Genomic DNA, 26,733 nt, shown 5'->3' on the forward strand with positions numbered 1-26,733 from the left:
ATCGAGGAACATCTGCAGCACCGACGAGTTCGGCTACAGAAGGAGCCTGGCAGGAAGTGAAAGCCATCCCGCAAACATCATCGCTCGACAGTACGCTGGCGCTGCTGCACGAAGGCTACGCGTTCATCTCGAATCGCTGCGACGAACTTGGGACGGACATTTTCCAGAGCCGATTGATGCTCCGTCCTGTCGTGTGCATGCGCGGCGAGGCAGCGGCGCGTCTCTTCTATGGCGCCGACGGTGTGACGCGTGTCGGTGCGATGCCGTGGACCGTGCTGCGCCTGCTTCAGGACAAGGACAGCGTTCAGCAGCTCGATGGGGAGGCGCATCGGCGGCGGAAGGCCATGTTCATCGACATCGCGATGGATAACGCAGCCGTCGCCGCCCTCCTGGAGCGGTTCCGGCAGCACTGGCTCGTTCATTTCGAGAGGCGCAAGGAGGACTGCGATCTGCGTGAAGCGGCGAATCTCATTCTCACGAAGGCGTCCGCAGATTGGATAGGCATCCCGCCAAGCCGGCGCGATGACGTGAAGCTTGCTCGGCGGCTTGCCCTGATGATCGATCGGACGGGTCGTCCGGGGCCAGCGGCATGGCTCGCCCTCGTCTCACGGCGCCGCCTCGAGCGCTGGCTCGTAACGATCGTGACGGCGCTTCGCGACGGATCGCTCGAGGTGGCCGAGGGATGCGCGCTCAGGAGGATCAGCCTGGACTACCGGGACGCCGACGGGCAGCCTATGTCGGAGGAGGAGGCGGCTGTCGAACTGCTCAACCTCCTGCGTCCGATCGCTGCCATCAGCCGGTGGGTTGCTTTCGTCGGTCTGGCGCTTGCCCGAAATCCGCAGTGGCGAAAGCGCTTTGGTCAAGGGCAGGACGATGATATCGAAGGATTTGTCGAGGAGGTGCGGCGCCTCTATCCCTTCTTCCCATTCGTCGGCGCGCGGCTGGCGCGGAGTCAAGATTGGCTAGGCTATTCGCTGCCAGAAGGCAGCTGGCTGCTACTCGACCTCTACGGAACGACGCATGATCCGAGACTGTTTCCGTCCCCCACGAATTTCAGCCCCGAGCGGGGTCTCACCTGGCGCGACCTCGACTTCCGCTTCATCCCGCAGGGCGGGGGCCGGCCAGAATCGAGCCATCGGTGTCCCGGCGAAAAGATAACCGTCGAAATCCTGAAAGAAACCGTGAAGCTGCTTTGCGGAATTCTTCCGCTCCGGATAACGCCGGTAAACGCCGACGTCCCCCTGGGCACAATTCCGGCCTCTCCGGTGCCGGCTATCCGAGTAGGGCCGGACCGGGCAGGGGCGCGCTCCTCCGCTTAACCGCAAAGCCGGCCTGCGCCGCTGTGTCGGGTAGTTCCACGGCAACTCGACCGAGCAGTTCACTGGGACTTGTCTTCTTGCGATTCTCCGTAGAGCTTCCTGACCTTCCGGTCCTGTGCTTCCTTGACGGCAGGCGGAAGCGGCTTCTGCCGCATGACCACGTAGGCGAGCGCGGCACCAAGAGCGAAGGCCCCACCTGCAGTTACCAATAGCCAAAGGTAGTCGATCAACATTGTTGCGCCTCCTCAATAAGGCCAACCGATGTGACGACCGAAGGTTCCAAGGCAGGATTGTCTGCTTGATGCGTCCGCGTAGTGGAATGAGCCGGGCAGACGGGGCTCGACGGGCGGCGCGATCAATGTTTGGCCGTCACGTCGCGCTCGTCGCGTTCCAGGAACCTGCGCGTGATCTGCGCGGCGTGCTGATCAAGCCACTCGGCCATCGCAACCTCCTGCTGCAGAATGATCTCGCAGACCCGCTTCGTTTCCTGATCGCCCGCATAGTCGGCGGCAGCGATGAGAATCCTGTAGCTTGCGATTTCCATGTGCTCGAACGTGTAGCTGGCCAGTGAACCCTTCACCACCTCGTCTTCGACAAAAAGGCCGCTCAAACCCTGCCCGAGGGCAATGATCTTGCCGCCGATATCCTTGACCGTCGACGTTCCGCCATTCAGTCGCTCAAGACATTGTTCGAGCATCGCGGCCTGATCGCGAGTCTCCTGCAGGTGCGAGTCGATCCTGGATTTGAGCTCAGGATAGTTTTCCAACCGTCGGGACTGGCTGGTGAGCATCGTGATTGCCTGTTCTTCCATTGCATGCGCATCCCTGAGCCAGGCCTGCAAGTGGTCGGTCGCGTTCGCCATCACGGGTTCCTTTCGTTTTCGGTGGTGCTCCAACCGGTGACCTCTGGAAATGTTCCGGCATCGAATGGGGGGTGGGCTGAACGCCGGCCGCCTGGAATCGGAACAATACCGATCCATGGCGATTGGATGCAGCAAACCGCGGCCAGTCGTTGGACGCGGCGCCATCTGTTGAGGCAGTCATGCAGGAAGAACTTAAAATATACCGGCTGTCGCCACTGGCGAAACCTGACGATCCGAATTGGCAGAACGCCACGTATCAAGGCGAATTGATCGTGGTTGCAAGATCGAGCGGCGACGCCCGTATCGTTGCCTCGCAGGCAGAACTCGACTTTCGCGAGATCGACGCGAAACCTGCAGAAGGTGTCACGACCGACATGGCGAGTGCCTTCCGCAGCGAGAAGCTCTACACCGTGATCGAGGAGGGGCCGGCACCGCCGGATGCAAAGCGCGGAGTGATCGGCGGCAAGGTGAGACTCGACAACATCATTTCGACGCAGCTCTGAGCACGTGCGGCCGCTGACGGGGCCCCGCCCCGGGAATTTGCCGTGCCTTCGCTAACAACCCACCCAATCGCCGCCCCGGGGAAAGGAGCTCCGGGCTGGACGGACTGACGGCCGTCGCAAAGCACGCGCTCGGAACTTTATCCGCATTTCTCGGTTGCGTTGTGCGCAGAACCTTAATTTCTACGAGGAGGGCGACATGGCCACAAACCTGAAGGACGGGAAGGCGACCAAGAGTTCAAAGCGTACGCACGGCGGAAATCGCGGCGGCGATCAAGGGAAAAAGGACGACGTCAAGAAAAGCAGCCAGGCGGCGGGCAAGGATCCGCACCGAGGAAGTAGCCGCTGATGCGGCGATCGCGGCGATATCTTTGAAATCAGGAGAACAGAAGGTGTGGCGATGCTGAAGTGGGCTCTTATTTTCTTCGTGATCTCGTTGGTGGCTGGCTTCCTCGGATTCTCCGGCATTTCCCAGGCGACGGCAGGCATCGCCAAGATATTGTTTTATATCGCTGTCTTGATTTTCCTCGTGTTCCTTATTCTGGCGCTGATGGTCGGGGGTGCGGTCACCTAGCGCCAGCTCGGCTGAGCCGGACGGCGCGACATTCCAAAAGGGCTTTGCGGCGCGTATTATCCGGAAGCCAGCGCGTTCTTGCCCTTGAGCAATCAGGCCCGTCTGATGCCGACGCAAAAGCGCCGTCGCGCAAGCTCTTGCCGGTACACCTCCGCCGGTTCAGCGAGGTGCTCGTTGGCTACTGCATGATTCCTTAGATCGGAATCGATTTAAGGACAAAATCATGCAGAAATTCAACGTTCTACAGCGACCCTTGCGCGTCCGATTAGACGCGCGGCGCTGTAAGGGCCAGTGGTCTGGAGCTTAAATGATGCCAGGCAAGGTTCTCAGGGGTGGCGTTGCTCAGCCGTTGGCCATTGCCTTATTCTCCGTCGCGCTTGCTGGTATCGCGACTCTCGTCGGATTGGAACGTCAGCCGCGGCAGTATCGGATAGACCCTCCGGTAGCAGCCGCCCTTGACGAGTTGCGCCTGATGCCGACCGGCATCGGCGGTGCGCCCCCCGAGGTCTATTTCGCGCTCTACAAGCCGTATGAAACGAGCGCGTATGATCTGAGCCAGGGCAAGCGGCTCTATTCCTGGTTCGGATGCGCTTACTGTCACGGCGACGGTCGAGGCGGCGCGGGTCCGTCGTTGATGGACGGATGGTGGTTATACGGGCCTTCTGCGGTCGCGATAGCAGCCTCCATTCGAGATGGGCGCCCGCATGGAATGCCGGCTTTTCGTAGCAGGATGACAACGGAACAGATCTGGCAGCTTGCGGGCTATGTCCGGACGATAGGCGCCTATTCGGCTTCCTTGGCGGCTCCGAGCAGAAACGACGACAAGCATACCCGACCGGCGGAGAATCGGGCGCGGCCGCCATTCTCTTCAACGAAGAACCGGCACCTCCGCCGTCGGAGCGAGGGCCGCCGTCTTGAAGCGCAACTCGATCCTCCTCCTGCTCGCGTTCCTGATCTCGGGATGCAGCGGTGCCCAGTCGGTCCTGGACGCCAATGGCCACGCCGCGATTGTGCTCAAGGAATTAATTCTTGCGATGGTGCTTGTCTGTTCCGCGGTGTGGTTCCTCGTGATGATCGCATTGGTTTCTGCGCTCGCGCGTCGGCGCGATCAAGCGACCGGTGCGATTTCGGAGCGGAAAGCGACCGTCGCCGTTTCCGGGGCGGTCGGCGCAACCGTGCTGGTCGTCAGTGGACTGACGATCGCCAGCTTTTATACCACCCGTGCGCTCTCCGAGGCTGAGGATCCGGAGCTGACAATCGTTGTCAGGGCGCAGCAATGGTGGTGGCAATTCACCTATGTCGATCCGCGTTCCACCCAAACCTTCGTAACGGCCAACGAGCTCCACATCCCGATCGGGAAAGATGTGCGGCTGCGGCTCGAAAGCAGCGACGTCATTCATTCCTTCTGGGTGCCAAGCCTCGCCGGCAAGCAGGATCTCATCCCGGGCCGCGAGAACATCCTGACGCTCCGCGCGGAACGACCGGGCGTCTATCGCGGCCAGTGCGCCGAGTTCTGCGGTCTGCAACACAGCCACATGGCCCTCTTCGTAATCGCCGAAGGGGAGGCCGATCACGAGCGATGGGCCGAGGGACAACGCGGAACGAGCGTGGAGCCAAGCGAGGCGGAGGCGGTCGCAGGGAAAGCCGTGTTCATGGCCAGGCAATGCGCGGCATGCCACACGATACGCGGCACCGGAGCGTCGGGAACGACCGGGCCCGACCTGACCCATATCGGCAGCCGCCGCACCATTGCAGCGGGACTGCTCGAAAACACCCGTGGCTCGCTTGCCGCGTGGATCGCCGATCCCCAGACGCTGAAGCCCGGAAACAACATGCCGCTGGTTCCTCTGACAAGCGACGAGCTGCGGCAGCTTGCCGCCTATATGGAGGTCCTTAAATGATTGAGGACCGGAAGCGGCCGCCGCTGAGGGACGACGGGTTGGACGATGCCGTGCTCGAACGACATCTGTCGCAAACCTGGAGTGCGTCGCCCGGCTTCTGGGGTGCGCTTGCGACGGTCGACCACAAGGTCATTGCGCGGCGCTACATCGTGACCGCATTCGTCTTCCTCATTTTAGGAGGGCTGCTGGCGATCGCGATGCGCATTCAGCTGGCCTGGCCTGAGGCGCGTTTTCTCGATTCCGACCGATACAACCAGATATTCACCACCCACGGGAGCACCATGATGTTCCTGTTCGCGGTCCCGGTGATGGAAGCCATGGCCATCTACCTCGTGCCGCTCATGGTCGGTACCCGCAATATCGCCTTCCCGCGGCTGAATGCCTTTTCCTACTGGATCATATTGATCGGCGGCCTGCTCCTGTGGATTTCCTTCGCGCTTGATGCGGCACCCGACGTCGGATGGTTCGCCTATGTGCCGCTGTCCGGACCGGAGTATGGTCCCGGCAAGCGCGCCGACATCTGGGCGCAGATGATCACCTTCACGGAGCTGTCGGCCCTCGCGGTGGCGGTGGAGATCGTCGTGACCGTGTTCAAACAGCGCGCTCCCGGCATGTCGCTCGATCGCATCCCCCTGCTGGTATGGTCCATGCTCGTCATGGCCTTCATCGTGATCATGGCGATGCCGGCGATCATGTTCGCAAGTTCAACGCTGATCCTCGATCGCCTCGTCGAAACGCAATTTTACAATCCGGACGAAGGGGGCGACGCGTTGCTCTGGCAGCACGTGTTCTGGTTCTTTGGCCATCCCGAGGTCTACATCATATTTCTTCCGGCCGCGGGCATGGTCTCGACGATCGTCGCCACGTTCGCACGCCGCCCCGTATTCGGCTACTTGCCGCTGGTGATGGCTTTCATCGCCACCGGCATCTTGGCCTTCGGCCTCTGGGTGCATCACATGTTCGTGGTCGGTCTGCCGCGGCTCGGCGAGAGTTTCTTCACGGCGTCGAGCATGGCGGTCGCCGTACCCGCGGGGGTTCAGATCTTCTGCTGGCTGGCGACCTTGTGGCTGGGGCGGCCGGTATTCACGACATCGCTTCTGTTCGTGATCGGCTTCATCGTCACGTTTGTGATCGGGGGCCTCACCGGAGTCATGGTCGCATCCGTGCCATTCGACACCCAGGTCCATGACACATATTTCGTAGTGGCCCACTTTCATTATGTGCTCGTCGGCGGCGCCGTCTTTCCGCTGCTCGGCGCGATCTACTACTGGTTTCCAAAAATGACGGGCCGGATGATGAGCGAAACGCTCGGCCGATGGGCCTTCGGCCTCATTTTCCTGGGTTTCAACCTGACATTCTTCCCGATGCACATCCTCGGCCTCCAAGGGATGCCGCGTCGCGTCTATACGTACCAGCCGGAGCTGCCGTGGGCAGGGCTGAACCTCTTCATCAGCCTGAGCGCGCTCGTCCTGGTTTCCGGCTTTGTCATCTTCTTCGTCGATGCTCTCCGCAGCTGGCGATCAGGCAAACCAGCCGGACCAGACCCCTGGAAGGCGGGGACGCTGGAATGGGCAACGGCCTCGCCACCTCCGGCCTATAACTTTCGCAGGATTCCCGTCGTCGACGCCCGCGAACCTCTTTGGTCGCGCTCCGAGGCACTCGCCGTCACGAAGGGGCTGCAGGTCGATCGGCGGGAACTCATCGTAAGCAGCGTGGTCGAGGCCCTGCCGGAAGCGCGGGAATCGTCACCACGAGATTCGATATGGCCGTTCTGGGCGGCGATCGCCACTTCGATCATGCTGATCGGTTCGATTTTCACGCCGTGGGCGGTCGTCTGGGGCTCGATCCCCATCGCGGTGACCCTGATCGGCTGGTTCTGGCCGAAGGGCACGGTTGAGGACACGTCATGAAGGAAAGAGTGGTGCTGGACGTATCGAAACTGCCCATGCATGGCATGGGCATCGCCAGCCCAGCCTGGTGGGGAACCTGCGCCTTCATGCTCATCGAAGGCAGCGGTTTTGCCTTGGCGATTGCGATCTATTTCTATCTGTTCAGCCTCGCTCCAAAGTGGCCGATCGATGCGCCGTCGCCGGATCTTTTCGCCGGAACCGTGCTCACGCTGCTCCTTCTGGCAAGCATCGTCCCGAATATCCTCGTGTCCCGTTGGGCGAAGGCGAGGGCGCTTGCGAAGGTTCGTATCGGGCTGATCGTGATGACGCTCCTGGAGGCGGCGCCGCTGGCGCTGCGCATCTTCGAATTTCCTGCCATGTATGTCAGCTGGGATGAAAACGCCTACGGCTCGATCGTGTGGACGCTGCTGGGGCTCCATACCGCCCACATCATCACCGACCTCATCGATACGCTCGTCCTGACCTGCCTGATGTTCAGCCGGCACGGCGACAACACGCGCCGCTACGGCGATGTCGAAGACAATGCCCTCTATTGGAACTTCGTGATCGTCGCGTGGCTTCCTCTCTATGTCTGTATCTACTGGGTGCCCCGCCTATGAGCATCGGGATCGCGAAATACGCAGGATTGCTTCTGGCGCCCGGCGCGTGGGCGATCAACACCGAGCTTGCTCAGATACTGCCCTACGTCGATTGCGGCGCCGGGACTTCCTGGTCGGTCGTCGCCTCGTTCGGCGCTGCGATCCTGGCACTTGCCGGCGCCCTTGTTTCCCATCGCCGTTTCGCGCAAAGCGGGCCGCGAACTAAGATGTTCATCGCCAGGCTGAACGTGCTTGTCGGTCTCGCCTTCGCCTTTGCCCTTCTTCTCCAGGGAGCGGCTACGATGCTGCTCGACCCATGCCTACGATAGTTGCCGCGCTGGTGTTGTCCCTTGCGGGGCCGGCTGCGGCCCATGAGACGCAGCCGCATGCCTCCGCGTTCGTCTGGAGCTTCGATCGCTGGATTGTTACGCCGATCGTTGTTGCAGGACTGCTCTACGCGTTTGGCTCCTTCAGGCTGTGGCGGCGCTCGGGGAGCGGCCGCGGCATCACTGCGGGGGGCAGTCTGATCTGGTGGACCGCATGGCTGGTGCTCGTGGCGGCGCTGGTTTCGCCTCTGCATTTCATTGGCGAGCATCTCTTCGCCCTGCACATGATCGAACATGAGCTCGTCATGGCGGTCTCGGCACCTCTTTTCGTTCTCGCGCGCCCGGTTGGCGTGCTTTTTTGGGGGTTGCCGAGGACGATCCGGCGCCTGACGAGGCGGGCGATGAAGGAAAAGGTTGTCCTGGCCGCATGGGACTGGCTTACCCGCGGAAGCGTCGCCACTCTATTGCATGGGGCAGCGATTTGGGCCTGGCACGCTCCGGTGCTGTTCGATGCAACGCTTGCGGATGTGACGCTCCACCGGTTGCAACATCTCAGTTTCTTCATGACAGCGCTTCTGTTCTGGTGGTCGATTTTTTGGCGGAGCGACCGGGGCCGGGCGGCGTGGCATCTTTTCCTGACCATGTTGCACACCAGCGCCCTCGGCGCCCTGATCGCGCTTGCGCCGCGCGTCGTCTATCCAGTCCAGACGCATGCGGCGCCGGAATGGGGCCTGACGCAGCTCGAGGATCAGCAATTGGCCGGCATGTTGATGTGGATGCCCGGCGGTATCATTTACGGCGGAGCGGCATTGGTGCTGCTGGCGCTGTGGATTTCAAATTCGAGCCGAGGAGGGCTTGATGCAAGCCGCTTCCGCTGACCTTAAAGCTCCCCTGATCCTGGCGAGCATCGTCGTCGTGCTGCCTTTGGTCATGGTTGCCGCCAGTGTCGTCAAGGAGAGGCAGCAGCGGCGCTCCGTGGCGGAGGCAATGACGCAGGGCGATCCATCCTTAGCGCCGCCGATCTTTCGCAGGTATGGCTGCGGCGGATGCCACGTCATTCCGGGCGTACCCGGTGCCGATGGCAAGGTCGGCGGTCCGCTTGTCGACCTGCGCGAGCGCGTCTATCTCAGCGGCGTCGTCGAGAATACGGCGGAAAACCTCATAAACTGGATCGTCTCCCCGCAGCGGTTTTCGCAACGTTCCGCCATGCCGGCGACCGGGATCACCGAGCCGGAGGCGAGGCATCTCGCGGCCTATCTTTATTCGCAATGACCTCAAGGATGCGGTGTGGTGCGAGGCGGCAATGACTTGATGTACCTGGCGATCGCCATTCGATCGCTTTGCGGCAGTTGCGATGTGTTGGCAACGACGTCGATCATCGTTGATCCCACTCGCCGATGATCGGGCGTCCTGCCGCTTGTTAGCATTTCCGCAAGATCGGACTCGGACCAATGGCCGATCCGCTCCGGCGTTATGTTGGGGACGAAACCGGTCCCCTCTTGATCCGGTCCTCCGGCAAAGCGAGCGCCCGGCTTGACCGCGCCGAAGATGTTGCGCGTCGAGTGACAGTCGGCGCAATGCGCGAGAGCTTCGACGAGGTAAGCTCCCCGATCGCGAACGGGGTCCCTGGTCAGGACAGCCTCCGACTTGCCTTCGTGAAAGAACAGCAGCTTCCAAAAGCCGACGCCGCGGCGGACGCGGAAGAAGACGAAGAGATCGTGCGGCGGCGCGCGGCCGGAAACGCGCGGCAGCGTCTGCAGATATGAATAGAGGTCCCTGACGTCGTCGAGCGTCATGCCGGTGTAACTGGGATAGGGAAATGCCGGATAATAATGCCTGCCTTCCGGAGAGACGCCGCTGATCAAAGCGTTTGCCAGATCGGCGACCGACCATGATCCTATGCCGTCGACGGGATCGGGCGAGATATTGGGGACCCTGAACGTCCCGAATGGCGATGCGAGCGCGAGGCCGCCGCCGAGTTTCAGGTGATCCGGCTGTCCCGGTGTGGCATGGCAGGAGGCGCAACCTCCCGCGGCAAAGATGATCGCGCCACGCGGCGCGCTGCCCTCGTTCAACGCCGACCCGGAATCGAACTTCGGGGCCGGCATAGTCAGGAACCAGCACGCGCCGACCGCGAACGCCGCCACAGCCAGCGCCAGCGGCCAGTTGAAGACAAGCCCCGTCAGGCCAGCCCGCAGAGAAGCAGGTCGGCTGCCGTCGGCCTCGGGAAGGGAACGTCCAGTCTCCATCAGCGACTTACTCGATGACCTTCGGCTGTATTTGGGCGATCGAACTTTGCGAGCGGCCCGGGCGTGTCGCTGCCCGTAGGGCAAATAAGTGCTCTTGGTTCGTCGTCCTCATGTGTTGCGTGCCGGCTTGGCCTGCAAGCTCGAATGGAAACGCTCTCCTGACCAGGTTTGTTCGCCTGGCGGCGGCGTTTGTTCGTCCTCGCTCGCGATGCACTCGGCATCGCTCAAAAAAGCGTGCCCGCTCGGTCAAGAGCGGGCACGCTTGTCAGGTACCTCGGGGTGTGTCTGCCGCGATCGCGGAAAGATCAGGTCCGGGGCTTGAGGTTTTCCGGATCGTAGAGCGGCTTGTAGCCGACGCCGGCGACTTCGACGGGATAGGTCTCGCCGAAATATTCCACCTTGAGCTTGCGGCCGACCTGGCAATGGGACCAGGGCAGATAAGCAAGCGCTATGTTCTTGCCGATCGTCGGACCGTAGGCGATCGAGGTCGTGAACGACCGGCGGCCGAGTTCATCGACGAGCGTCTCTCCGGTCTCGGGATCCATGACCGGAAGGATGCCGACCGGATATCGGGCGACGCCCTTCGAATCGACATTGTCCGTCATGACGAGCGTGCAGAGCATCGCCGGCTGATGCGGGCGGGCGCGGTGCTCGAGATGCTTGGCCTTGCCGCGGAAGTCGGCCTCCTTGACCTTCGGGCGGGCGAGGTCGGCTTCCAAGAGGTTGTATTCGGTGAGGAGATCCGCATTCTGCAGGCGCAGGCTCTTCTCCATGCGGCGGCTGTTGGCATAGGTCTCGACGCCGAAGGCCATTACGCCGGTTGCCCGGAGCGCGTCCCAGACCGCGAGCGCATCGCCATAGGCCATGTGCAGTTCCCAGCCCTGTTCGCCGACATAGGAGATGCGGAATGCGGTCACATCCTTGCCGGCAATCCGGATCGGTTTGATCGCGGCGAAGGGGAAGTTCTCCGGCGCCAGGCCCTCGGGGTTCTCGACAACCTTCTGCAAGGTCGTGCGTGCGTTCGGGCCCCAAAGGCCGATCGTCACGTATTTCTCCGTGACGTCGGTGACCGTCACGTCAAAACCCTTGGCCTCGGCAATCCGGCGCACATAGTGGAAGTCGCGCGGGCCGGCGTCGGCGCCGTCGATCACGCGGCAGCGATCGGCCATGCGGATGACGGTCAAGTCGGCGCGCACCATGCCCTCGTCATCGAGGAAGTGGGTGTAGATGCCCTTGCCGATATTGGCGTCGCCGCCGATCTTGGCCGCGCAGATCCATTCCATCAGTTCGACATGATCCGGGCCTTCGACATCGAACATGTAGAAATGCGACAGGTTCACCATGCCGCAATCCTCGCTCATGGCGAGGTGCTCGGCATTGGAGACGCGCCAGAAATGGCGGTTGTCCCACTCGTTCTCGCGCACCGGGATACGGTCGCCGTATTTCTCGAGCAAATGTTCGTTTGCGGCGTAGCCGTGGGCGCGCTCCCAGCCGCCGAGCTCCATGAAGTGGCCGCCGAGTTCCTTCTCGCGCTCCCAGAAGGGCGAGCGGCGCACGCCGCGGCCGGTGTCATAGGGTTCGCGCGGATGGACCGCCGGATTGTAGATTTTTCGCGCGGCCTCGCCGCAACGGCTTTCGATGAACTTCTCCTCGAGCATGTGGGGATAGAAGCGCGAATAATCGATCTTGTTGTGGTCGATGGAGGTGCGCCCGTCCGTCATCCAGTCGGCGACGAGCTTGCCGAAGCCGGGGCCGTCCTTCACCCAGATGGCGACGCAGTACCACAGGCCCCTGACCTTCTGGCTTTCGCCGACCGAAGGCCCGCCGTCCGTCGTCACCTGCAGCAGGCCGTTGAAGGAGTGGCTTTCGTTGTAGCCGAGTTCGCCGAGGATCGGGGTCAGCTCCATCGCTCGCTCCAGCGGCTCCAGGATTTGTTCCATTTCGAGGTCGCGCTGCGAGGGCGAAAGCCGGGCTTCATGCTTTTCGAGAAGTTCGCGCGGATGGCACAGACGCGGGTTCGTTTCCTCGTAATAGCCCCACTCGATCTGGCCGCCTTCAGCGGTCGTCGGATCGCCGGTGTCGCGCATATAGGCGGAGTTGCCCTGGTCGCGCAGAAGCGGCCAGCCGATTTCCTTGCCGGTGCCCTCGAATTCGTTATAGGGGCCGAAGAAGGTCAGCGGATGGTCGACAGGCATGACCGGCAGGTCCTCGCCCGCCAATTCCGCGATCAGCCGGCCCCAGAGACCGGCGCAGACGATGACATAATCGGCTTCGATCGTGCCGCGATGGGTGACCACGCCCTTGATGCGCCCGTCCTTGATGATGAGCGACTGGGCCGGCGTGTTGGCGAAGGCCTGGAGCTTGCCGGCAGCGACAGCCTGGTCGACCAGCTTGCCGGCAACCGTCTGCGAGCGCGGAATGACAAGACCGGCGTCCGGATCCCAGAGCCCGCCCTGCACCATGCTTTCCTCAATCAGCGGGAAACGCTCCTTGATCTCGGCCGGCTCGATCAGGCGCGCACGGGTGCCGAAGGCCTTGCCGGAAGCCACCTTGCGTTTGATCTCTTCCATGCGATCGTCGTCGCCGACGCGGGCAACTTCGAGGCCGCCGACGCGGGCGTAGTGGCCCATCTTCTCGTAGAAATCGATGGAGTAGAGGGTCGTCCAGCAGGACAGGAAGTCATGGCTCGTGGTGTAACAGAAATCAGAGGCGTGCGCCGTCGAGCCGATATCGGTCGGAATGCCGGATTTGTCGATGCCGACGATATCGTCCCATCCACGCTCGATCAGGTGATGCGCGATCGACGCGCCAACGATACCACCAAGGCCGATGATTACGACCTTCGACTTTTGCGGAAACTCTGCCATGAGTGCGACCCTAGTTAGTTTGGAAGCCGGATATTAGGGCTTGCTGCGCCACGACTACAGCCTGTCTACGACATAATCATCATGCTGCACGACCAGAATGGGATAGTCCGCGGACCGCTGGCGCATGATTGTCGGGGCCGCCATCCCACTGATATCGTGAGGAAAACGCCGAAGAGCACCGAAATGTGCTCCGAATCATAGGGAAATCCGGCGAGGTTCGAATGCGCCATCAAACGCGACGGCTGCGTTCGCGCGGCGATGGCCCCCTGCCGGCGCAAGGCGGGCACGGCCTCGGATGGTAAACGTTTGACAGCCGCTCCGTCACGCGTTGCCGTAGCGCAGGGCGAGGGCGGCGATCGTGGCGAAGACCATGATCACGCCGTAAGGGATCTTGCGTGTGGCGCGGATTTCCTCGATGCGCGTGAAAAAGGACAGATGCGCCAGTTGCAGCGGCATCGGCAATTTCAGTGCCAGTATTGTGAATACGCCGCCGATCAAGAGGAAGATCGCGAAAGGCAGCATGCCGTGCCATCCGACGAATAGGCCGATCGGCAGGAAAAGCTTGGCGTCGCCGGCGCCGAAAAGGCGGAAAAGCCAGAGGCCGAAGCCGAGGACGAAGAGCAGGAGGCCGGCGCCGACATCGCCGCCGATCCCGGCGGAGGAAAACAGCGCCGCGCCGATATCCTCGGCCATCAGCAGCGCCACTGCGGCATTGACGGCATAGAGGCCGACCAGGGCGAGAATGGCGGCATTCGGGATTTTCCAGCTCCGGAAATCGCTCCAGGCGGCATAGAGAAAAAGCAATACTGCGAGAGCAGTAAATAAGTTGACCGTCGGCATCATATTTGGTTTTCCGCTTCCTCTTTCGAGCTATACCACCAAAAAAGGTGCTTGACTTGCAGTTTTTCCTAAGTCTTTCGGGCTAGAAAAACATCAAGAAATATTTCGGTGTGTCGCATTGTGGCAGATGAGGCCCGAAATATTCCAGCCGCTTGCCAGTTCCGATCTTAACCATAAACTATAGATATCGAAAGCAATCACGTTTGAGCAGTTGACGATATAATAATTAAGGGATTATTAATCATCTTAGTCGGAGAGGTGGTCTCGATGACAAGGCGGGCCGGGGGAAATTGCGGCACGCAGTATATTTTTGGAGGTAATTCTCGATGAAAGCACTTTTGTCTAAAGTACGCGCTTTCGCGCGGGAAGAAGATGGCGTCGCGCTGACCGAATACCTGATTCTTCTGGCCCTGCTCGTCGGTGGCGTGATCGGCGCGGTCACCTTGGCCGGGACGAACCTGAGCGCGGTCTGGAACGGCTGGGCAGGCTGGTTTACGGCGAACCTGACTCCGTAATGTGTTTATTGCAGAAGAGAGGGGTTCGTTAACCCCTCTCTTGTATTTTAGCTATTGTCGAAAAGTATTTCGATTAAGTATGGAGTATCGGCGATGCGCTCGTCGACGATCATCAGTCTCGTTGTCGCTCTTTTACTTGCCTTCGCGGCGGTTTTCGCAACGCGCACCTATCTCGCCGATCAGCAGGCCCGGCTCGCGGCCGCGAACGGCACCACGCCCGAGGAAAGGACGCTCGTCGTTGCTGCGAAGCCCATGCGCTTCGGCGACCGGGTGCGTCCGGAAAACCTTAAGTCCATTCCCTGGCCGTCAGAAGAACGACCCGAAGGCTCGTTCGATGCCATTGCGGCGGTCGTCGGCGATGATACCGAGCCGCGCTACGCGATGGAGGCGATCGATCCGGGCGAGCCGGTGCTCTCCTCGAAGATCACCGGTGCTGGCGAGCGCGCGACACTGTCTGCGGCGCTCGATCCGGGCATGAAGGCCATTTCCATACGCGTTAACGACGTGCTCGGCGTTGCCGGTTTCGTGCGCCCCTCGGATCGCGTCGATGTGCTTCTGACGCGGGTGGTTCAGAACCAGGAGCGGAACAAGGAAGAGACCTTTGTCGACGTGCTGCTCCAAGGGGTAAAGGTGTTGGCGGTGGACCAGTCTGCGGATGAGCGCAAGGACGAGCCTTCCGTCGTCAAGACCGTCACGTTCGAGGTGACGACCGAAGAGGCGCAGCGGCTCACGCTCGGCGCGAATATCGGCACGCTGTCATTGGCACTGCGCAACATTGCCTCGGCCTCCGTCGAGGAGACGCGAAGGCTGACCATGACTGATCTCGGCGGCGGCCCATTGGCGACCGAACTCGCCAAGGACGCCGACAACGGGCGATTCGACACCATCGAGCGACTGGTGCGGAAGGTCGGGGACGACCTCAGCGGCCGCATTGACTCGGTCGAAAACAAGATGAAGGCGCCTGCTCGCGAGAAACAGGTGCAGATTGTCGAGCGAAAAGCCGAGCCGGTCTTGCCGGTCGAGCCGAAGTGGGCGACGGTGGGCGTCTGGAACACGACGAAGCGCGAGGAGCACCGAGTCGGGCTGGTCCAGTGACGGGGATGCGGCTTGCCCGCGGGGCGCGGCGGCCGAAGGAGCGGAGGCTAAAGCGGGAATGTCGAGGGGATGGAATAGGGGAGCGGCGAGAGCCGTAACTCTTGCGGCGACAGTCGCGGCAGTGATTGCATTTGGTTGTTGGGGTCCCGGTCCGGTCGGCCCTGCCAGTGCCCAGGAAAAATTCGTGAGCCTTACAGGTTCGGTTCAGCACGTGACGTTGCCGCCGAACGATACGCTGACGATCAGGACCGGCAAGCCCTTCGGCGATCTGGTGATCGGCAGCGCCGACCTGATCGACGTCGTGCCGCTCTCCGACCAGTCGCTCTTCATCCGTGGCAAGCAGACGGGCGCCACCAACATCTCGGTCTATGACGACAACAAGCAGCTCATCGGCGTCATCGATGTGCGCGTTGCCAGCGATTTCAGCGAAGTGGCCGCCGCAATCCGCTCGACCGCGCCCTCGTCGCAGGTCCGGGTCTTCAATTCCAACGACCGCATTCGCCTGACGGGCACGGTCCGCGATGCGGTCGAACTGCAAAGGGTGATGGAAATCGCCCAGTCCTATTCCGAAGAGCCGGTCCTGAACCAGTTGCGGGTGAGCGACTCCCAGCAGGTGATGCTGGAGGTCCGGGTGATCGAGGCCTCGCGCCAGACCGGCCGCGACCTTGGCATCGGTTGGGCTGGCAGCAACGCCAAGAACGGCAGCCTCGGGACTCTGTCGCCCCGGCTGGGTTTGACCACGAACGATAAAGATCAGTTGGTATTCGATCTCAAGGATGCTGCAGGCGCCGCGACGGGCATGCAGCCCTTCGGCCAGATCATCGCCAAGGTTCTGGAGATTTCCGGGACACGCATCGACGTGGTCATCAATGCGCTTGAGGAGAAGGGGCTGGTGCGCCGCCTGGCGCAGCCGAACCTGATCGCCATGAGCGGCGAGACCGCGAGCTTCCATGCCGGCGGCGAGGTGCCGATCCAGAGGACGGTCGCAAACGGTGCGACGGTTGCGACCGAGACCGACTATCGCCCGTTCGGCGTGCGACTCACCTTCACGCCGGTGGTGCTCGACGGCGGGCTCATCAACCTGAGGATCGAGCCGGAAGTTTCGGAGCTCGATCAATCGATCAACGTCAACGGCAATCCTGGCTTCATCTCGCGCGCCGCGAGGACGACGGTTGCACTGCGCGATGGCCAGAGCTTCGCCATGGCCGGCCTCCTGCAGTCGATCAATGCCAAGGATGTCCAGCAATTGCCCGGGCTTGGACAGATCCCCGTGCTCGGCGCGCTGTTCCGCTCGACGAGCTTCCTGAAGCGGGAATCCGATCTCGTCATCGTCGTGACGCCGCACATCGTGCGGCCGGCCTCGCCCGGCGAAGACCTCTACAGTCCGCTCGAGCAGACGCGGTCGTCGAACGACTGGGAGCTGTTCGCGCTTGGCATCATGGAAGTGGACAAGGACATGCTGCGGCGCTTCCGCAATGGCGAAGGCGTGAAAGGGCCCTATGGCCACCGTCTCGATCTTGATGTGGGAGGCCAACTTGCCGTTGCCAAGAGATAAGCGCGCCTTCCTGATCCTCGCCGCCGCGGCCCTTCTTTCGGGCTGCGCGGACTACATGAACCACCGAGACTCGATCACCTTCGGGCTTGGCAATGCGGCCGAAGCCAACAAGGGCATTCACATACAGGAGCCTTTCCCGAGGGTGGCGCAGAACACGCATATCGCCAGCGACGGCAAGGTCATCCATCGGGCGATCCGCAGCTATCAGGGCAGTGCGCCAACCAGCGCGCCCCCGCCGACCGCGGTGATCCTGCCCACTGCCACGCCGCCCGCTGGAATGAACGGAGCGGCACCCGGTGGCGGAGCGGGCTACGGGCAGTGATTGCGAGACAAGCGTAAACGGCAGCGGCGCCGGAAAGGAATACCATAGAAACAGGACGTCGCGGCGATAGAGGGCCGCCGCGACCGGGGGGCATGTCAATGTTGAACGGGGCTATCAAACGGTTCTGGGACGATCATCGTGGCTACGTCATCGTCTTGACGCTGATTTCCATGCCGCTGCTGCTCGGCCTCTCGCTGCTTGTCATCGATGTCGGTCGCACGGGCAATCTTCACACCGACCTTCAAAATGCGGTCGATGCCATGGCGCTCGCCGGCGCGCGCGAGCTCGACGGCCGCGATGACGCGATCGACCGGGCCGATGCCGCGATCGAGACGCTCACCAACAGCGCCGCCTTCAGCGGCGGCGGGACCGGAATGTCGCTCGGCTCGCACATCACGGTGACTTACGATGCGGGCAATGATGCCGGGAGCACGGTCACGGTCACCTATCTCAAGGAAATTCCGGCTGACGATGACGATCCGATCACCGCGGCGATGGTGACGACGGATCCCCATGAGGCATCCTATGCCCGGGTCGTCGCCAAAGACCACGCGATGACGACGATCTTTCCAATTCCCGTCGGCCTCAACCGAGATACGATCAATGTTTCCGCAGAAGCGGTGGCCGTCTACCGGGCAAGCGCCTGCGACGTGACGCCGATCTATATCTGCAACCCTTTCGAAGACCCGTCGGGAAATAATGGTGCGGCGGCGGCCGAGGCGCTGCACACGAATTTCGCCGCTGGCGCCCTTTACGGTGTGCAGATCGAGCTACACAGCACATCCTCCAGCTCTCCGGGGCCGGGCAATTTCGGGTTCCTGGCGACCTATGGGAATGGGGCGAACGTGCTTGCCGAGGCATTGGCCACGGGCTCGCCCGGCGTATGCTACGAGCGGGACGCGCTGGAAACCAAGACGGGTGCCAATGCCGGTCCCGTGGAAGCCGGCCTCAACACGCGCTTCGGCCTTTATTCCGGCTCGTTCGGGAACGCGCGCAACGACGGTCGCTACCGCCCGGCCCGAAACGTGCGGTCCGCGCAATCGCAGACGGGCGGTGCCAACAAGATCTGCGGCGACTACAACCCGGTCATGTCAGGCAGCACGGTTGGCGATACCGCGCAGGCCGTGCCCCTCGGTTATGGGGCCGCCATGAGCTCCCTCACGGGCGGTAAGATCAGCACCGGCAACAATTGGCAGTACGGCACCTACTGGGGCGTCGCGCACGATGGGATAGCGACTCCCACGATAGGCGATATTCTGAGCAATTATTCGAGCTACCCATCGCCAGCCGGCTCGCCGTCGCAGCCTTCGGCTTACGATGTCTATCGCTACGAGCTCGCAAATCCCGCGCGGATCGGCGACACCTCCGCGAATGGCGAGACAGGCACGCCGCTGACGGGCGGGCAATGCTATAGCGGACCGGATCTTTCTAACTACACGGCCAGCGAATACGGCGATCGTCGCGAGATCTTTGCTGCCGTTGTCAATTGCAAGGAAGAATACAATGCCGGTCGCTTGACGGGACACAGCGTGGATACGAGGGCAATTGCCTTCGCCCGCATGTTCCTGACCAAGCCTGCGATAGCTGACAGCGGCGAACGCTATCTCTCGATGGAAATGATCGACATTACCGGCAGAGGCGGCCGCGGTACGCTCGATGAGTTCCTGCGCGAAGAAGCGGAGCTGGTCCGATGATCATGCTGGCAACCATACTGCCGCTTCGGCTTCGATCCGCCTTCTGGCGGAGGGAGGACGGCGCTGTACTTGTCGAGGCGCTGGCGGTGGTGCCTTTCGTGACCCTCTTTACGGCGGGAATTCTCGAGTTCGGCAATATCTTCTGGGAGCGGATGCAGATCGACGCGGGCCTGCGCGACGCTGGACGCTACTTGTCGCGCTGCCGGCCGACCTCACCGACCTATACGGCGAACTGTACGGAAGCAACCGCGAAATTGATCGCCTTCTATGGGACGCAGAGCCCTGCGGCAAACGCCCGCCTGCGGGTTCGCGGTTGGGGACCCAGCCTCGCCGACATCACCGTAACACCGGTCAGTGCAGACGGCACGATCACCATTGCGACGGCACATCTTTACGAAACCTCTCCGTTGTTCTCCGGGCTCGGTGTCGGTGCGATCACGATCACGTCCTCCCATGAAGAGAGGTATATCGGATGGTGATCTTCCGGACCCTCGTCTCGTTCTGGCAGGATACGCGCGGCGTCAGCCTTGTTGAGGCACTGCTGACGTTCCCGATCGTGATCCTGATCTTCGCCGCCTTCGTCGAGTTCGGCTACGCCATGTCACAGTGGAACCAGACGGTGAAGGCGCTGCAATATGGCGCGCGGCTCGCGGCCGTATCCGATCCGTTGACCTCGAATTTCGACACCGCTTTCCCGATTAGTGCCGCCAATCCGCTCGATAACGGCAAGGCCGCGCCCAACGATGCGACAATCACGTCGACCTGTGGGCCGGCTCTTGCCAACTGCAGCGCGGAATTGAGCCGGATCGTCCAAGGAAGCGACGGTGCCTGCGGCACGGCCGGCGATCCGCGACCGGGCATCTGCGATCTCAACTGGCGCATCACGCCGGACAAGCTGGTGGTCACCTATCAGCGCTCCGGTCTCGGCTACTGGGGGCGGCCGAATGGGCCGGTGCTGACCATGCGCCTGGAAGTGCGCGACGTCACTTTCGATCTTCCTGTCCTCGGCGGGCTGCTCGGGCTGAATGACGTCACGATACCCGCCCATCCGGTGACGATCACGACGGAAGACTTGAAAACATGTTCAACCTGCTGAGCCCTTGATATTGCGTGGGGAAGCGAGATGACAGCCCATATGAACTTCGTAGCGTCCACCAAGATCCTTGTCCTTTCCGACGACGCTGCGGCGGCAAGTTTCATGCTCGATACCTTCGGATCGCTTTCACGTTACGATGTGCGTCATCTGGCGCTGAAGGCGTTCAGCGAGAAGGGGCGGCTCGATCCGGCGCAGTTCGATCTGATCGTGCTCGATGTCGACAACGGCGACATGCTGAATCAGCCGGAGCTCTTTTCTTTCCGCACCAGCCACCGCAACATTCCGCTCGTCGTCGTCTCGGAGGATTTGCCGGACGACAAGCTGCGGCTGCTCTTCCGCCTCAACGGCAACGACTGGCTGAAGAAGCCGCTGGAGCGCCGCGCGCTGATCGACATGATCTCCACGCACGCGCCGACGGCGGGCGCGAGCGACAGCCGCGTCCACGCCGTCGTCTCGGCCGTCGGCGGGGCGGGTGCGAGCGTGATCGCATCCTCGCTCGCACACGTGCTGGCCCAGCCTACGAAAAGTTCCACCCCGCGAGTCGATCTGTTCGACATGGACTTCTCCTCGGGGTCGCTCGGCTATTACCTCAACCTCGTCAACGACTATGACTTGATGCCGGTCATCGCCAATCCATCGCGCGTCGATCTCGAATTCGTCGATCTCGTGCGCAAGCGCCATTCCGGCGGCTTTTCGCTGCTGTCGTTCAAGCAGCCATCGGTCCTTTTGTCGCCCAAGGGGGCCGAACTGGTATTGCGCATGCTCGATGTCGCGGCATTCGAAAGCGACCAGACGGTCCTCGATATCCCTTACTACAGCACGCCCTGGAAGGACGACGTGCTGGGATCGGTCAACAGCATCACGATCGTCACGGAAATGACAATTCCCGCGCTGCACCAGGCCAAGGAACTCTACCTCAATCTGGTCCGCCTGCGCGGCAGCCCGGATTCGATCTTCGTCGTCATCAACAAATACCGCACCAAGCTCTTCAGCCTCGGGGTGCGCCGGGAGCAGGCCGACAGGATTTTCAAGGAAACCCACGCGCATGTTGTCGCCTATGACTGGGACACGCTGAGCGAGGCCGTCAACCGCGGCGTGCTGCCGGTGGAGGTGAATGCGCGTTCGCGCTTCTGCAAGGCCGTCGGCAAACTCGGAGCGCTTGTTCGATGAACGCAAGCGAGCAGCGAAGGCGGCGCGGCGAGGGAGGAGGGTGCCGGATGATGCGGGCGGTGTTTGCGACGGTCGCCTTCGGGCTCGCATTTTGGCTGCAGGGAGCGGCCGCGAGCGAGCGAGTGCCGCGGAACCTCGGGCCGGCAACCGGCGTCACCGTTACCTCCGAGCAGAACTATCCAGCCGGCACGATCGTCATCGTCAGTGAAAGCCGGACACTCGATCTCGTCCTCTCCGGCAGCCAGGCGATCCGCTACAGGATCGGCGTCGGCCGCGACGGTTTCCGCTGGAGCGGCGTCGTGAAAATTGGCCGCAAGACCGAGTGGCCCGACTGGCGGCCGCCGGCCGAGATGAAGGCGCGCGTACCGGGGCTTCCGGAACTCGTGCCGGCCGGGCCGTTCAATCCGATGGGTGCCCGCGGGATCTATCTCTACCGGGGAAAGGCCGACACGCTCTATCGCATTCACGGTACGAACGACCAGTCGACGGTTGGTGATTTTGCGTCCTCCGGCTGCTTCCGCATGAGCAATGCCGACGTCATCGATCTCTATGACCGGGTGCGGATCGGCGCCACGGTTGTTGTGAAATAGTTGGAAGAGGGAAGGGCTGATGGCGAACGGATTCATAGGGCGCTTTTATAAGCAGCCACTGCAAGGCGTGGAGCGCCAGCACGTTGCAGACATTGCCTCCAACGATGCGGCCGCGTTTGCGCCTGCGCCGGACGTGACGGCTGCCCAGGCGACGGCTGCGGTGAAGGAAGAGTCGCCGCTCGGCCTGGATATGGTTTCAGAGCGGGTCAACCTGCATCGCCATCTCCTGGACCACATCAATCTCGGCATTCTCGATACGCTCGACGACGAAGAGATCGCCACCGAAATCCGGCCGCTGGTGAAGGATTATATCCGCCGGAACAACTCTCCCTTGAATGCCAGGGAAATCAACGATCTGGTTCGTGACATCACCGACGAGATGCTCGGCCTCGGGCCGATCGAGCCGCTGCTGGCGGACGAGTCGGTGGCCGACATCCTCATCAACGGTCACAACAGCGTCTACGTCGAGCGGCGTGGCCAGCTCGAAAGCACGGCGGTTCGCTTCAAGGACGAGGACCACCTGCTCAGGGTGATCAACAAGATCGTCTCGGCCGTCGGCCGCCGCGTGGACGAAGCGACGCCGATGGTCGACGCCCGCCTCAAGGACGGCTCGCGCGTCAACGTCGCCATCAGGCCGATCTCGGTCGACGGGCCACTCGTCTCGATCCGCAAGTTTACGCGCAAGCCGCTGACGCTGGAGCGTCTCGTCGAATACGGCGCGATGGCGGATGCGATGCGCATACTCCTGAGCGCGGCGGTCAAGGGCAGGGTTTCGATGATCATCTCCGGCGGTACCGGTTCGGGCAAGACGACGCTGCTCAACGCGCTTTCCTCGCAGATTTCGCCGAAGGAGCGGTTGATCACGATCGAAGACGCCGCCGAACTGCAGCTCCAGCAGCCGCATGTCGGGCGGATGGAAACCAGGCCGCCAACGCTCGACGGCCGCAACGAGGTCCGCCAGCGTGAACTCCTGAAAAACGCGCTTCGCATGCGGCCCGACCGCATCATCGTCGGCGAGGTACGCGGCGAGGAGGCCTTCGACATGCTCCAGGCGATGAACACCGGTCACGAAGGATCGATGACGACCATTCACGCCAACACCCCGCGCGATGCGGTCAGCCGGCTCGAGCAGATGGTCGGCATGGCGGGTATGCCGATGTCGCAGCTGAGTGTCCGATCGCAGATCTCGTCCGCGATCTCGCTCATCGTCCAGGTGCAGCGCTTGAACGACGGCAGCCGCAAGGTCGTCTCGGTTTCCGAGATCACCGGCATGGAGGGCGAGGTCGTGCAGATGCAGGAAATCATGCGCTTCAAAAAGATCGGGACGGACGAGAACGGCCGCATCCACGGCGAGTTCCGCGCTACCGGCTTGCGTCCGCGCTTCGTCGAGGAATTCGCGGAACTCGGGATCATCATCCCTCCGGCGATCTTCGAACCCGGGAAACCACTACAGACGGGGCCCAGCAAGCCATGACCCTGATCCTGCTCTACGCGGCCGTATTCGTTGCCGCGCTGGTGTTTGTTGAAGCGCTGCTGCGCAGCTACTTCCGGACGTCCGAACGTCACAAGGCGGTGAACGACCGCCTGAGCCTGCTCGCGGAGAGCGAGAATCACCGCGAGACCTACCGCGAAATGCTGAAGCAACGCGGTGCGGACAACGAGTGGCGATCCCTGCCGTTGATGCAGCGGCTGAGGCAGTACTACGTTCAGTCCGGCATCAAGTTCGATGGGAAGCGGTTTGCCCTTTATGGGGTCGCCGGCGCTCTCGTCGTCTGGCTTCTCCTCCAATTTCTCGTTCCGAGCAACCTGATCCGGGTTCCGATCTTCCTTGCGGTCTGCCTGCTCGTTCCCGTACTCGTTATCTGGCGGGTACGGGCGAAGCGCATACGCAAGTTTGCCGAGAAACTTCCCGAAGCGCTGGACGTCGCCAACCGGAGCCTTGCGGCAGGGCATCCGCTGCCGGCGGCGATTTCGCTGGTAGCGCGCGAAATGCCCGATCCGATCGGTACCGAGTTCGGCCTCCTGTCGGACGAGCTGACCTATGGCGTCACGCTCGATGATGCCCTCATGAATCTCAACGATCGGGTCGGGGTGGAAGACCTTAATCTGCTCGCGATCTCGCTCAGCGTCCAGGCCGGAACCGGCGGCAATCTCGTCGAGATCCTGCAGAACCTCTCGAAGACATTGCGGGACCGGTCGATGTTGAAGGCGAAGGTCAGGGCGATCTCCTCGGAAGGGCGCATCACGGCGATCTTCATGTCGATCTATCCGTTCCTTCTCTACGCCATGATCAAGGCGCTTTCCCCGACCTATTTCGACCCCGTCTGGCAGAGCGGCTATGGACCGACGATCGTCACGGTTCTGCTGGTCGTCATGGGGATCGGGAACGTGATTCTCTACAAAATGGTCAATTTCGAGTATTGAAGCCATGTGGAACGAGTACGGCATCTATCTCATCGTCTTCTTCTCGGTCCTGATTTTTTCTGCCGCCGCGTCGGAGGTGGTTTTCCGCCGACGCGAGGTGGGCGTCCGGCTCTCGGAAGCGAAGACGAGGGCAGGAGGCGACGAACTGCATGTCGGTGACGGAGCGATCGCCGATCTCGGCGAGGCGGAGAACCGGCTGATCCGCCGGTATTTCGACATCACCCGTCGTGACACCAACCCCAACTCCACGCAGAACCGGCTGATCCGAGCCGGCTATTTCAGCGCCAACGCCGTTACGACGTTCCAGATGATCCGCGCGATCATATGCATCGGCGTCATGGTTCTGGCAGTCTGGGCTTTCAACCGCTTCTTTCCTGAGATTTCACGCCTCGCGACCCTCCTCGGCGCGATGTTCGCGGCCGGTGCCACCTTCATCCTGGTGAATATCTATATCGACCGGCGCGGCGACGCCAAGGAACGCGACTACCGCCGTCTTTTTCCCGACTTCATGGACATGCTGATCGTCTGTCTCGACGCGGGCATGAGCATCGAAGCGGCAGCAAACCGCGTGGCGCGGGAATTCGTCGCCAAGCAGCAGGATTTTGGGCTGCATCTCTCGATCATGATGCTGGAGGTGCGCGGCGGGCGCCGGTTGCGCGAGGCGCTTGCCAATCTCGCGGCGCGACTGAGGATCGACGAGGCGCGCGCTCTCTCGGTTCTCTTCCGCCAGTCGGAGGAGCTTGGAACGAGCGTCACGCAGACGCTCCGGGTCTACAGCAAGGAAATGCGAGACCTTCGCATCGTCCGCGCCGAGGAAAAGGCCAACGCCCTGCCGATCAAGATGCTGCTGCCACTCGGCGCCTTTCTGTTTCCCGTGAGCCTGGTCATCGTGCTTGTGCCTGTCGTCATCCGCGTGGTCAGCCTTCTCGCCGGTATGGCGCCCGGCGGTTAAATAGCGAGGACTCGATGCAATATTCGCTCAACCAGGACCGCGAAGATTTCGCTCCAACGCTTGATCCACGCATGCCGATAGCAGCGGCAAGCGTGGAAGAAACCGGGCTCGAACTGTCGTTCCTGCTGCGGTTGGCGGCGAAATGCGCGACCGAACAGGACACGCTCACGCCATCGCATCTGGCGGAGCGGATGAAGCTGCCGAAGGTGGTGGTCAATCTGCTGGTCAAGGAGCTTGTGAAGCTCGCCTATTTCGAGGCACGGGGGCTCGCCGGTGACGATGTCAGATCCGACATACGCTACGCACTTTCGATGAAGGGTCTCGAATACGCCCACGTCGCCTCCCGCCAATCGTCCTATGTGGGGCCGGCGCCGGTTTCGCTCGACGCCTTCTGTCGGCAGCTCGGCTTGCAATCGATCCACCACGAACGGGTGACGCATGACCTTCTGATCGAGAGCCTGGAGGGCCTTGTGCTATCGCCGTCGTTGGTCGAAAAACTCGGCCCGGCGATGAACTCCGGCCAGTCCATCCTGCTTTACGGACCACCCGGCAACGGCAAGACGAGCATTGCCGAGCGTACGTCGCGTCTGTTCCGACAGACGATCTGGGTGCCCTATGCTGTCGAGGTTGGCGGCTATGTCATCCGCTTCTACGACGAGGCCGTCCATCAATCCGTTGGAACGGTGCCATATCCGAAGTCGGACCAACGATGGGTCGAATGCCGGCGGCCGGTGATCAAGACCGGTGGTGAACTGACACTCGACCTGCTCGATCTGGCCTTCAACGAGGGATCGAATGTTTATGAGTCGCCGATGCATCTCAAGGCATCCGGCGGCGTCTTCATCATCGACGATTTCGGTCGTCAGCAGGTGTTGCCGCAAGCGTTGATCAATCGCTGGATCGTGCCGCTCGAGCGCGGCTACGACTTCTTGACGCTGCATACGGGAAAGAAGTTCAAGGTTCCGTTCGACGAGCTCGTTGTCTTCTCCACCAACATTGCTCCGAAGGACCTTTCGGACGAAGCGGGTCTGCGGCGGCTGAAGTACAAGATATTTGTCAATACTCCTTCGCGGGCAGAATATATCCGCATCTTCGGCACCTATGCGAAGAACGTTGCGGTAGAACTGCGCGAGCGAGACCTGGAGCTGTTCTACGATCGGAAATACACTGGCGAATCACTGGCGTCCTGTTACCATCCCAAATACCTCTTGGATTTCATCGGATCCTATTGCGAGTTCAACGCGATGCCGAAGGTGGCTTCGCTGGAAATGCTGGAACGGGCATGGGAGGGTGTGTTCACGCTGGATTAGGATCCGTAGCGGGATACGGGAGCCAATGGGTGCGTACCTTATTAAGGAATGCCTGAAATACTGATGCATGGAATTCAGGGACTT

Annotated in this window: 28 protein-coding genes and 1 pseudogene; 24 read left to right on the plus strand and 5 right to left on the minus strand. The window is 61.7% G+C overall.

Annotation, left to right across the window (positions count from 1 at the left end):
* The first annotated feature begins 56 nt into the window (after nt 1–56).
* The gene (locus ILFOPFJJ_RS36170) at nt 57–1,319 is read left to right on the plus strand and encodes a cytochrome P450 (RefSeq protein WP_173508942.1); all 1,263 of its coding nucleotides are present in this window, start codon (nt 57–59) and stop codon (nt 1,317–1,319) included.
* A gap of 59 nt (nt 1,320–1,378) precedes the next feature.
* Here the strand turns inward: ILFOPFJJ_RS36170 and ILFOPFJJ_RS02230 are convergent, their stop codons facing one another.
* Nucleotides 1,379–1,552 carry a hypothetical protein gene (locus ILFOPFJJ_RS02230; protein ID WP_173508943.1) on the minus strand — a complete coding sequence of 58 codons (174 nt, stop codon included), beginning with the start codon at nt 1,550–1,552 and terminating at the stop codon, nt 1,379–1,381.
* Between the two features lie 122 nt (nt 1,553–1,674).
* Nucleotides 1,675–2,181, minus strand: coding sequence for a ferritin-like domain-containing protein (locus ILFOPFJJ_RS02235; RefSeq protein WP_173508944.1), 507 nt, complete (start codon nt 2,179–2,181; stop codon nt 1,675–1,677).
* A 179-nt stretch (nt 2,182–2,360) separates the two neighbouring features.
* Between ILFOPFJJ_RS02235 and ILFOPFJJ_RS02240 the strand changes: the two genes are divergently transcribed.
* The 10 genes and pseudogenes from ILFOPFJJ_RS02240 (at nt 2,361) to ILFOPFJJ_RS02285 (ending at nt 9,242) form a co-directional block, all read left to right on the plus strand.
* Complete coding sequence (locus ILFOPFJJ_RS02240; protein WP_173508945.1) at nt 2,361–2,684, plus strand: hypothetical protein; 324 nt, start codon at nt 2,361–2,363, stop codon at nt 2,682–2,684.
* 196 nt (nt 2,685–2,880) lie between these two features.
* Nucleotides 2,881–3,030, plus strand: a complete 150-nt coding sequence (locus tag ILFOPFJJ_RS02245) for a hypothetical protein (protein ID WP_173508946.1) — start codon at nt 2,881–2,883, stop codon at nt 3,028–3,030.
* Nucleotides 3,031–3,081: 51 nt separating this feature from the next.
* Nucleotides 3,082–3,255, plus strand: a complete 174-nt coding sequence (locus tag ILFOPFJJ_RS02250; RefSeq protein ID WP_173510130.1) for a DUF1328 domain-containing protein — start codon at nt 3,082–3,084, stop codon at nt 3,253–3,255.
* A 310-nt stretch (nt 3,256–3,565) separates the two neighbouring features.
* A pseudogene (locus ILFOPFJJ_RS02255) lies at nt 3,566–4,173 on the plus strand (c-type cytochrome).
* Entirely contained in the window at nt 4,170–5,156 is a 987-nt protein-coding gene (coxB, locus tag ILFOPFJJ_RS02260) for a cytochrome c oxidase subunit II (RefSeq protein ID WP_173508947.1), read from the plus strand. Before ILFOPFJJ_RS02255 ends, coxB begins: the two are co-directional and overlap by 4 nt.
* Nucleotides 5,153–7,066 carry a cytochrome c oxidase subunit I gene (ctaD, locus tag ILFOPFJJ_RS02265; RefSeq protein WP_173508948.1) on the plus strand — a complete coding sequence of 638 codons (1,914 nt, stop codon included), beginning with the start codon at nt 5,153–5,155 and terminating at the stop codon, nt 7,064–7,066. Before coxB ends, ctaD begins: the two co-directional genes overlap by 4 nt.
* Nucleotides 7,063–7,665 carry a cytochrome c oxidase subunit 3 gene (locus ILFOPFJJ_RS02270; protein WP_173508949.1) on the plus strand — a complete coding sequence of 201 codons (603 nt, stop codon included), beginning with the start codon at nt 7,063–7,065 and terminating at the stop codon, nt 7,663–7,665. The genes ctaD and ILFOPFJJ_RS02270 overlap by 4 nt, the downstream gene beginning before the upstream one ends.
* On the plus strand, nt 7,662–7,973 hold the full coding sequence (locus ILFOPFJJ_RS02275) for a hypothetical protein (RefSeq protein WP_246299448.1): 312 nt from the start codon (nt 7,662–7,664) through the stop codon (nt 7,971–7,973). The genes ILFOPFJJ_RS02270 and ILFOPFJJ_RS02275 overlap by 4 nt, the downstream gene beginning before the upstream one ends.
* Complete coding sequence (locus ILFOPFJJ_RS02280; RefSeq protein ID WP_173508950.1) at nt 7,961–8,848, plus strand: cytochrome c oxidase assembly protein; 888 nt, start codon at nt 7,961–7,963, stop codon at nt 8,846–8,848. Before ILFOPFJJ_RS02275 ends, ILFOPFJJ_RS02280 begins: the two co-directional genes overlap by 13 nt.
* Complete coding sequence (locus ILFOPFJJ_RS02285) at nt 8,829–9,242, plus strand: c-type cytochrome (protein WP_173508951.1); 414 nt, start codon at nt 8,829–8,831, stop codon at nt 9,240–9,242. The genes ILFOPFJJ_RS02280 and ILFOPFJJ_RS02285 overlap by 20 nt, the downstream gene beginning before the upstream one ends.
* 2 nt (nt 9,243–9,244) lie before the next feature.
* Here the strand turns inward: ILFOPFJJ_RS02285 and ILFOPFJJ_RS02290 are convergent, their stop codons facing one another.
* The 3 genes from ILFOPFJJ_RS02290 to ILFOPFJJ_RS02300 form a co-directional block, all read right to left on the minus strand.
* Entirely contained in the window at nt 9,245–10,078 is an 834-nt protein-coding gene (locus ILFOPFJJ_RS02290; protein ID WP_173510132.1) for a c-type cytochrome, read from the minus strand.
* Nucleotides 10,079–10,524: 446 nt separating this feature from the next.
* A complete protein-coding gene (locus ILFOPFJJ_RS02295; protein ID WP_173508952.1) occupies nt 10,525–13,086 on the minus strand; it encodes a GcvT family protein in 2,562 nt (853 codons plus the stop codon).
* A 321-nt stretch (nt 13,087–13,407) separates the two neighbouring features.
* Nucleotides 13,408–13,929, minus strand: coding sequence for a prepilin peptidase (locus tag ILFOPFJJ_RS02300; protein ID WP_173508953.1), 522 nt, complete (start codon nt 13,927–13,929; stop codon nt 13,408–13,410).
* A 323-nt stretch (nt 13,930–14,252) separates the two neighbouring features.
* Between ILFOPFJJ_RS02300 and ILFOPFJJ_RS02305 the strand changes: the two genes are divergently transcribed.
* The 13 genes from ILFOPFJJ_RS02305 (at nt 14,253) to ILFOPFJJ_RS02365 (ending at nt 26,649) form a co-directional block, all read left to right on the plus strand.
* Nucleotides 14,253–14,441 carry a Flp family type IVb pilin gene (locus tag ILFOPFJJ_RS02305; protein ID WP_173508954.1) on the plus strand — a complete coding sequence of 63 codons (189 nt, stop codon included), beginning with the start codon at nt 14,253–14,255 and terminating at the stop codon, nt 14,439–14,441.
* Between the two features lie 93 nt (nt 14,442–14,534).
* Nucleotides 14,535–15,536 (plus strand): Flp pilus assembly protein CpaB, encoded by a 1,002-nt coding sequence (gene cpaB, locus ILFOPFJJ_RS02310; RefSeq protein ID WP_173508955.1) that lies wholly within the window; start codon nt 14,535–14,537, stop codon nt 15,534–15,536.
* A 58-nt stretch (nt 15,537–15,594) separates the two neighbouring features.
* Nucleotides 15,595–17,091, plus strand: coding sequence for a type II and III secretion system protein family protein (locus tag ILFOPFJJ_RS02315; RefSeq protein ID WP_173508956.1), 1,497 nt, complete (start codon nt 15,595–15,597; stop codon nt 17,089–17,091).
* Nucleotides 17,057–17,413, plus strand: coding sequence for a pilus assembly protein (locus tag ILFOPFJJ_RS02320; protein WP_173510133.1), 357 nt, complete (start codon nt 17,057–17,059; stop codon nt 17,411–17,413). The genes ILFOPFJJ_RS02315 and ILFOPFJJ_RS02320 overlap by 35 nt, the downstream gene beginning before the upstream one ends.
* A gap of 98 nt (nt 17,414–17,511) precedes the next feature.
* The gene (locus ILFOPFJJ_RS02325; RefSeq protein WP_173508957.1) at nt 17,512–19,107 is read left to right on the plus strand and encodes a TadE/TadG family type IV pilus assembly protein; all 1,596 of its coding nucleotides are present in this window, start codon (nt 17,512–17,514) and stop codon (nt 19,105–19,107) included.
* Nucleotides 19,104–19,586: a TadE/TadG family type IV pilus assembly protein gene (locus ILFOPFJJ_RS02330; RefSeq protein WP_173508958.1), complete on the plus strand. Its 483-nt coding sequence runs from the start codon at nt 19,104–19,106 to the stop codon at nt 19,584–19,586. The genes ILFOPFJJ_RS02325 and ILFOPFJJ_RS02330 overlap by 4 nt, the downstream gene beginning before the upstream one ends.
* Nucleotides 19,580–20,203: a TadE/TadG family type IV pilus assembly protein gene (locus ILFOPFJJ_RS02335; RefSeq protein ID WP_173508959.1), complete on the plus strand. Its 624-nt coding sequence runs from the start codon at nt 19,580–19,582 to the stop codon at nt 20,201–20,203. Before ILFOPFJJ_RS02330 ends, ILFOPFJJ_RS02335 begins: the two co-directional genes overlap by 7 nt.
* A gap of 27 nt (nt 20,204–20,230) precedes the next feature.
* Nucleotides 20,231–21,373, plus strand: a complete 1,143-nt coding sequence (locus ILFOPFJJ_RS02340) for a pilus assembly protein (RefSeq protein ID WP_173508960.1) — start codon at nt 20,231–20,233, stop codon at nt 21,371–21,373.
* Nucleotides 21,374–21,423: 50 nt separating this feature from the next.
* Nucleotides 21,424–21,963, plus strand: coding sequence for a L,D-transpeptidase (locus ILFOPFJJ_RS02345; protein WP_376741391.1), 540 nt, complete (start codon nt 21,424–21,426; stop codon nt 21,961–21,963).
* Nucleotides 21,964–21,982: 19 nt separating this feature from the next.
* Nucleotides 21,983–23,437, plus strand: a complete 1,455-nt coding sequence (locus ILFOPFJJ_RS02350; protein WP_173508962.1) for a TadA family conjugal transfer-associated ATPase — start codon at nt 21,983–21,985, stop codon at nt 23,435–23,437.
* A complete protein-coding gene (locus tag ILFOPFJJ_RS02355) occupies nt 23,434–24,387 on the plus strand; it encodes a type II secretion system F family protein (RefSeq protein ID WP_173508963.1) in 954 nt (317 codons plus the stop codon). The genes ILFOPFJJ_RS02350 and ILFOPFJJ_RS02355 overlap by 4 nt, the downstream gene beginning before the upstream one ends.
* 4 nt (nt 24,388–24,391) lie before the next feature.
* Nucleotides 24,392–25,339, plus strand: coding sequence for a type II secretion system F family protein (locus tag ILFOPFJJ_RS02360; protein ID WP_173508964.1), 948 nt, complete (start codon nt 24,392–24,394; stop codon nt 25,337–25,339).
* Nucleotides 25,340–25,353: 14 nt separating this feature from the next.
* On the plus strand, nt 25,354–26,649 hold the full coding sequence (locus tag ILFOPFJJ_RS02365) for a DUF8689 domain-containing protein (protein WP_173508965.1): 1,296 nt from the start codon (nt 25,354–25,356) through the stop codon (nt 26,647–26,649).
* Nucleotides 26,650–26,733: the final 84 nt, after the last annotated feature.

This window comes from Sinorhizobium psoraleae, from assembly GCF_013283645.1.
In the GTDB taxonomy this organism is placed as follows: Bacteria; Pseudomonadota; Alphaproteobacteria; order Rhizobiales; family Rhizobiaceae; genus Sinorhizobium; species Sinorhizobium psoraleae.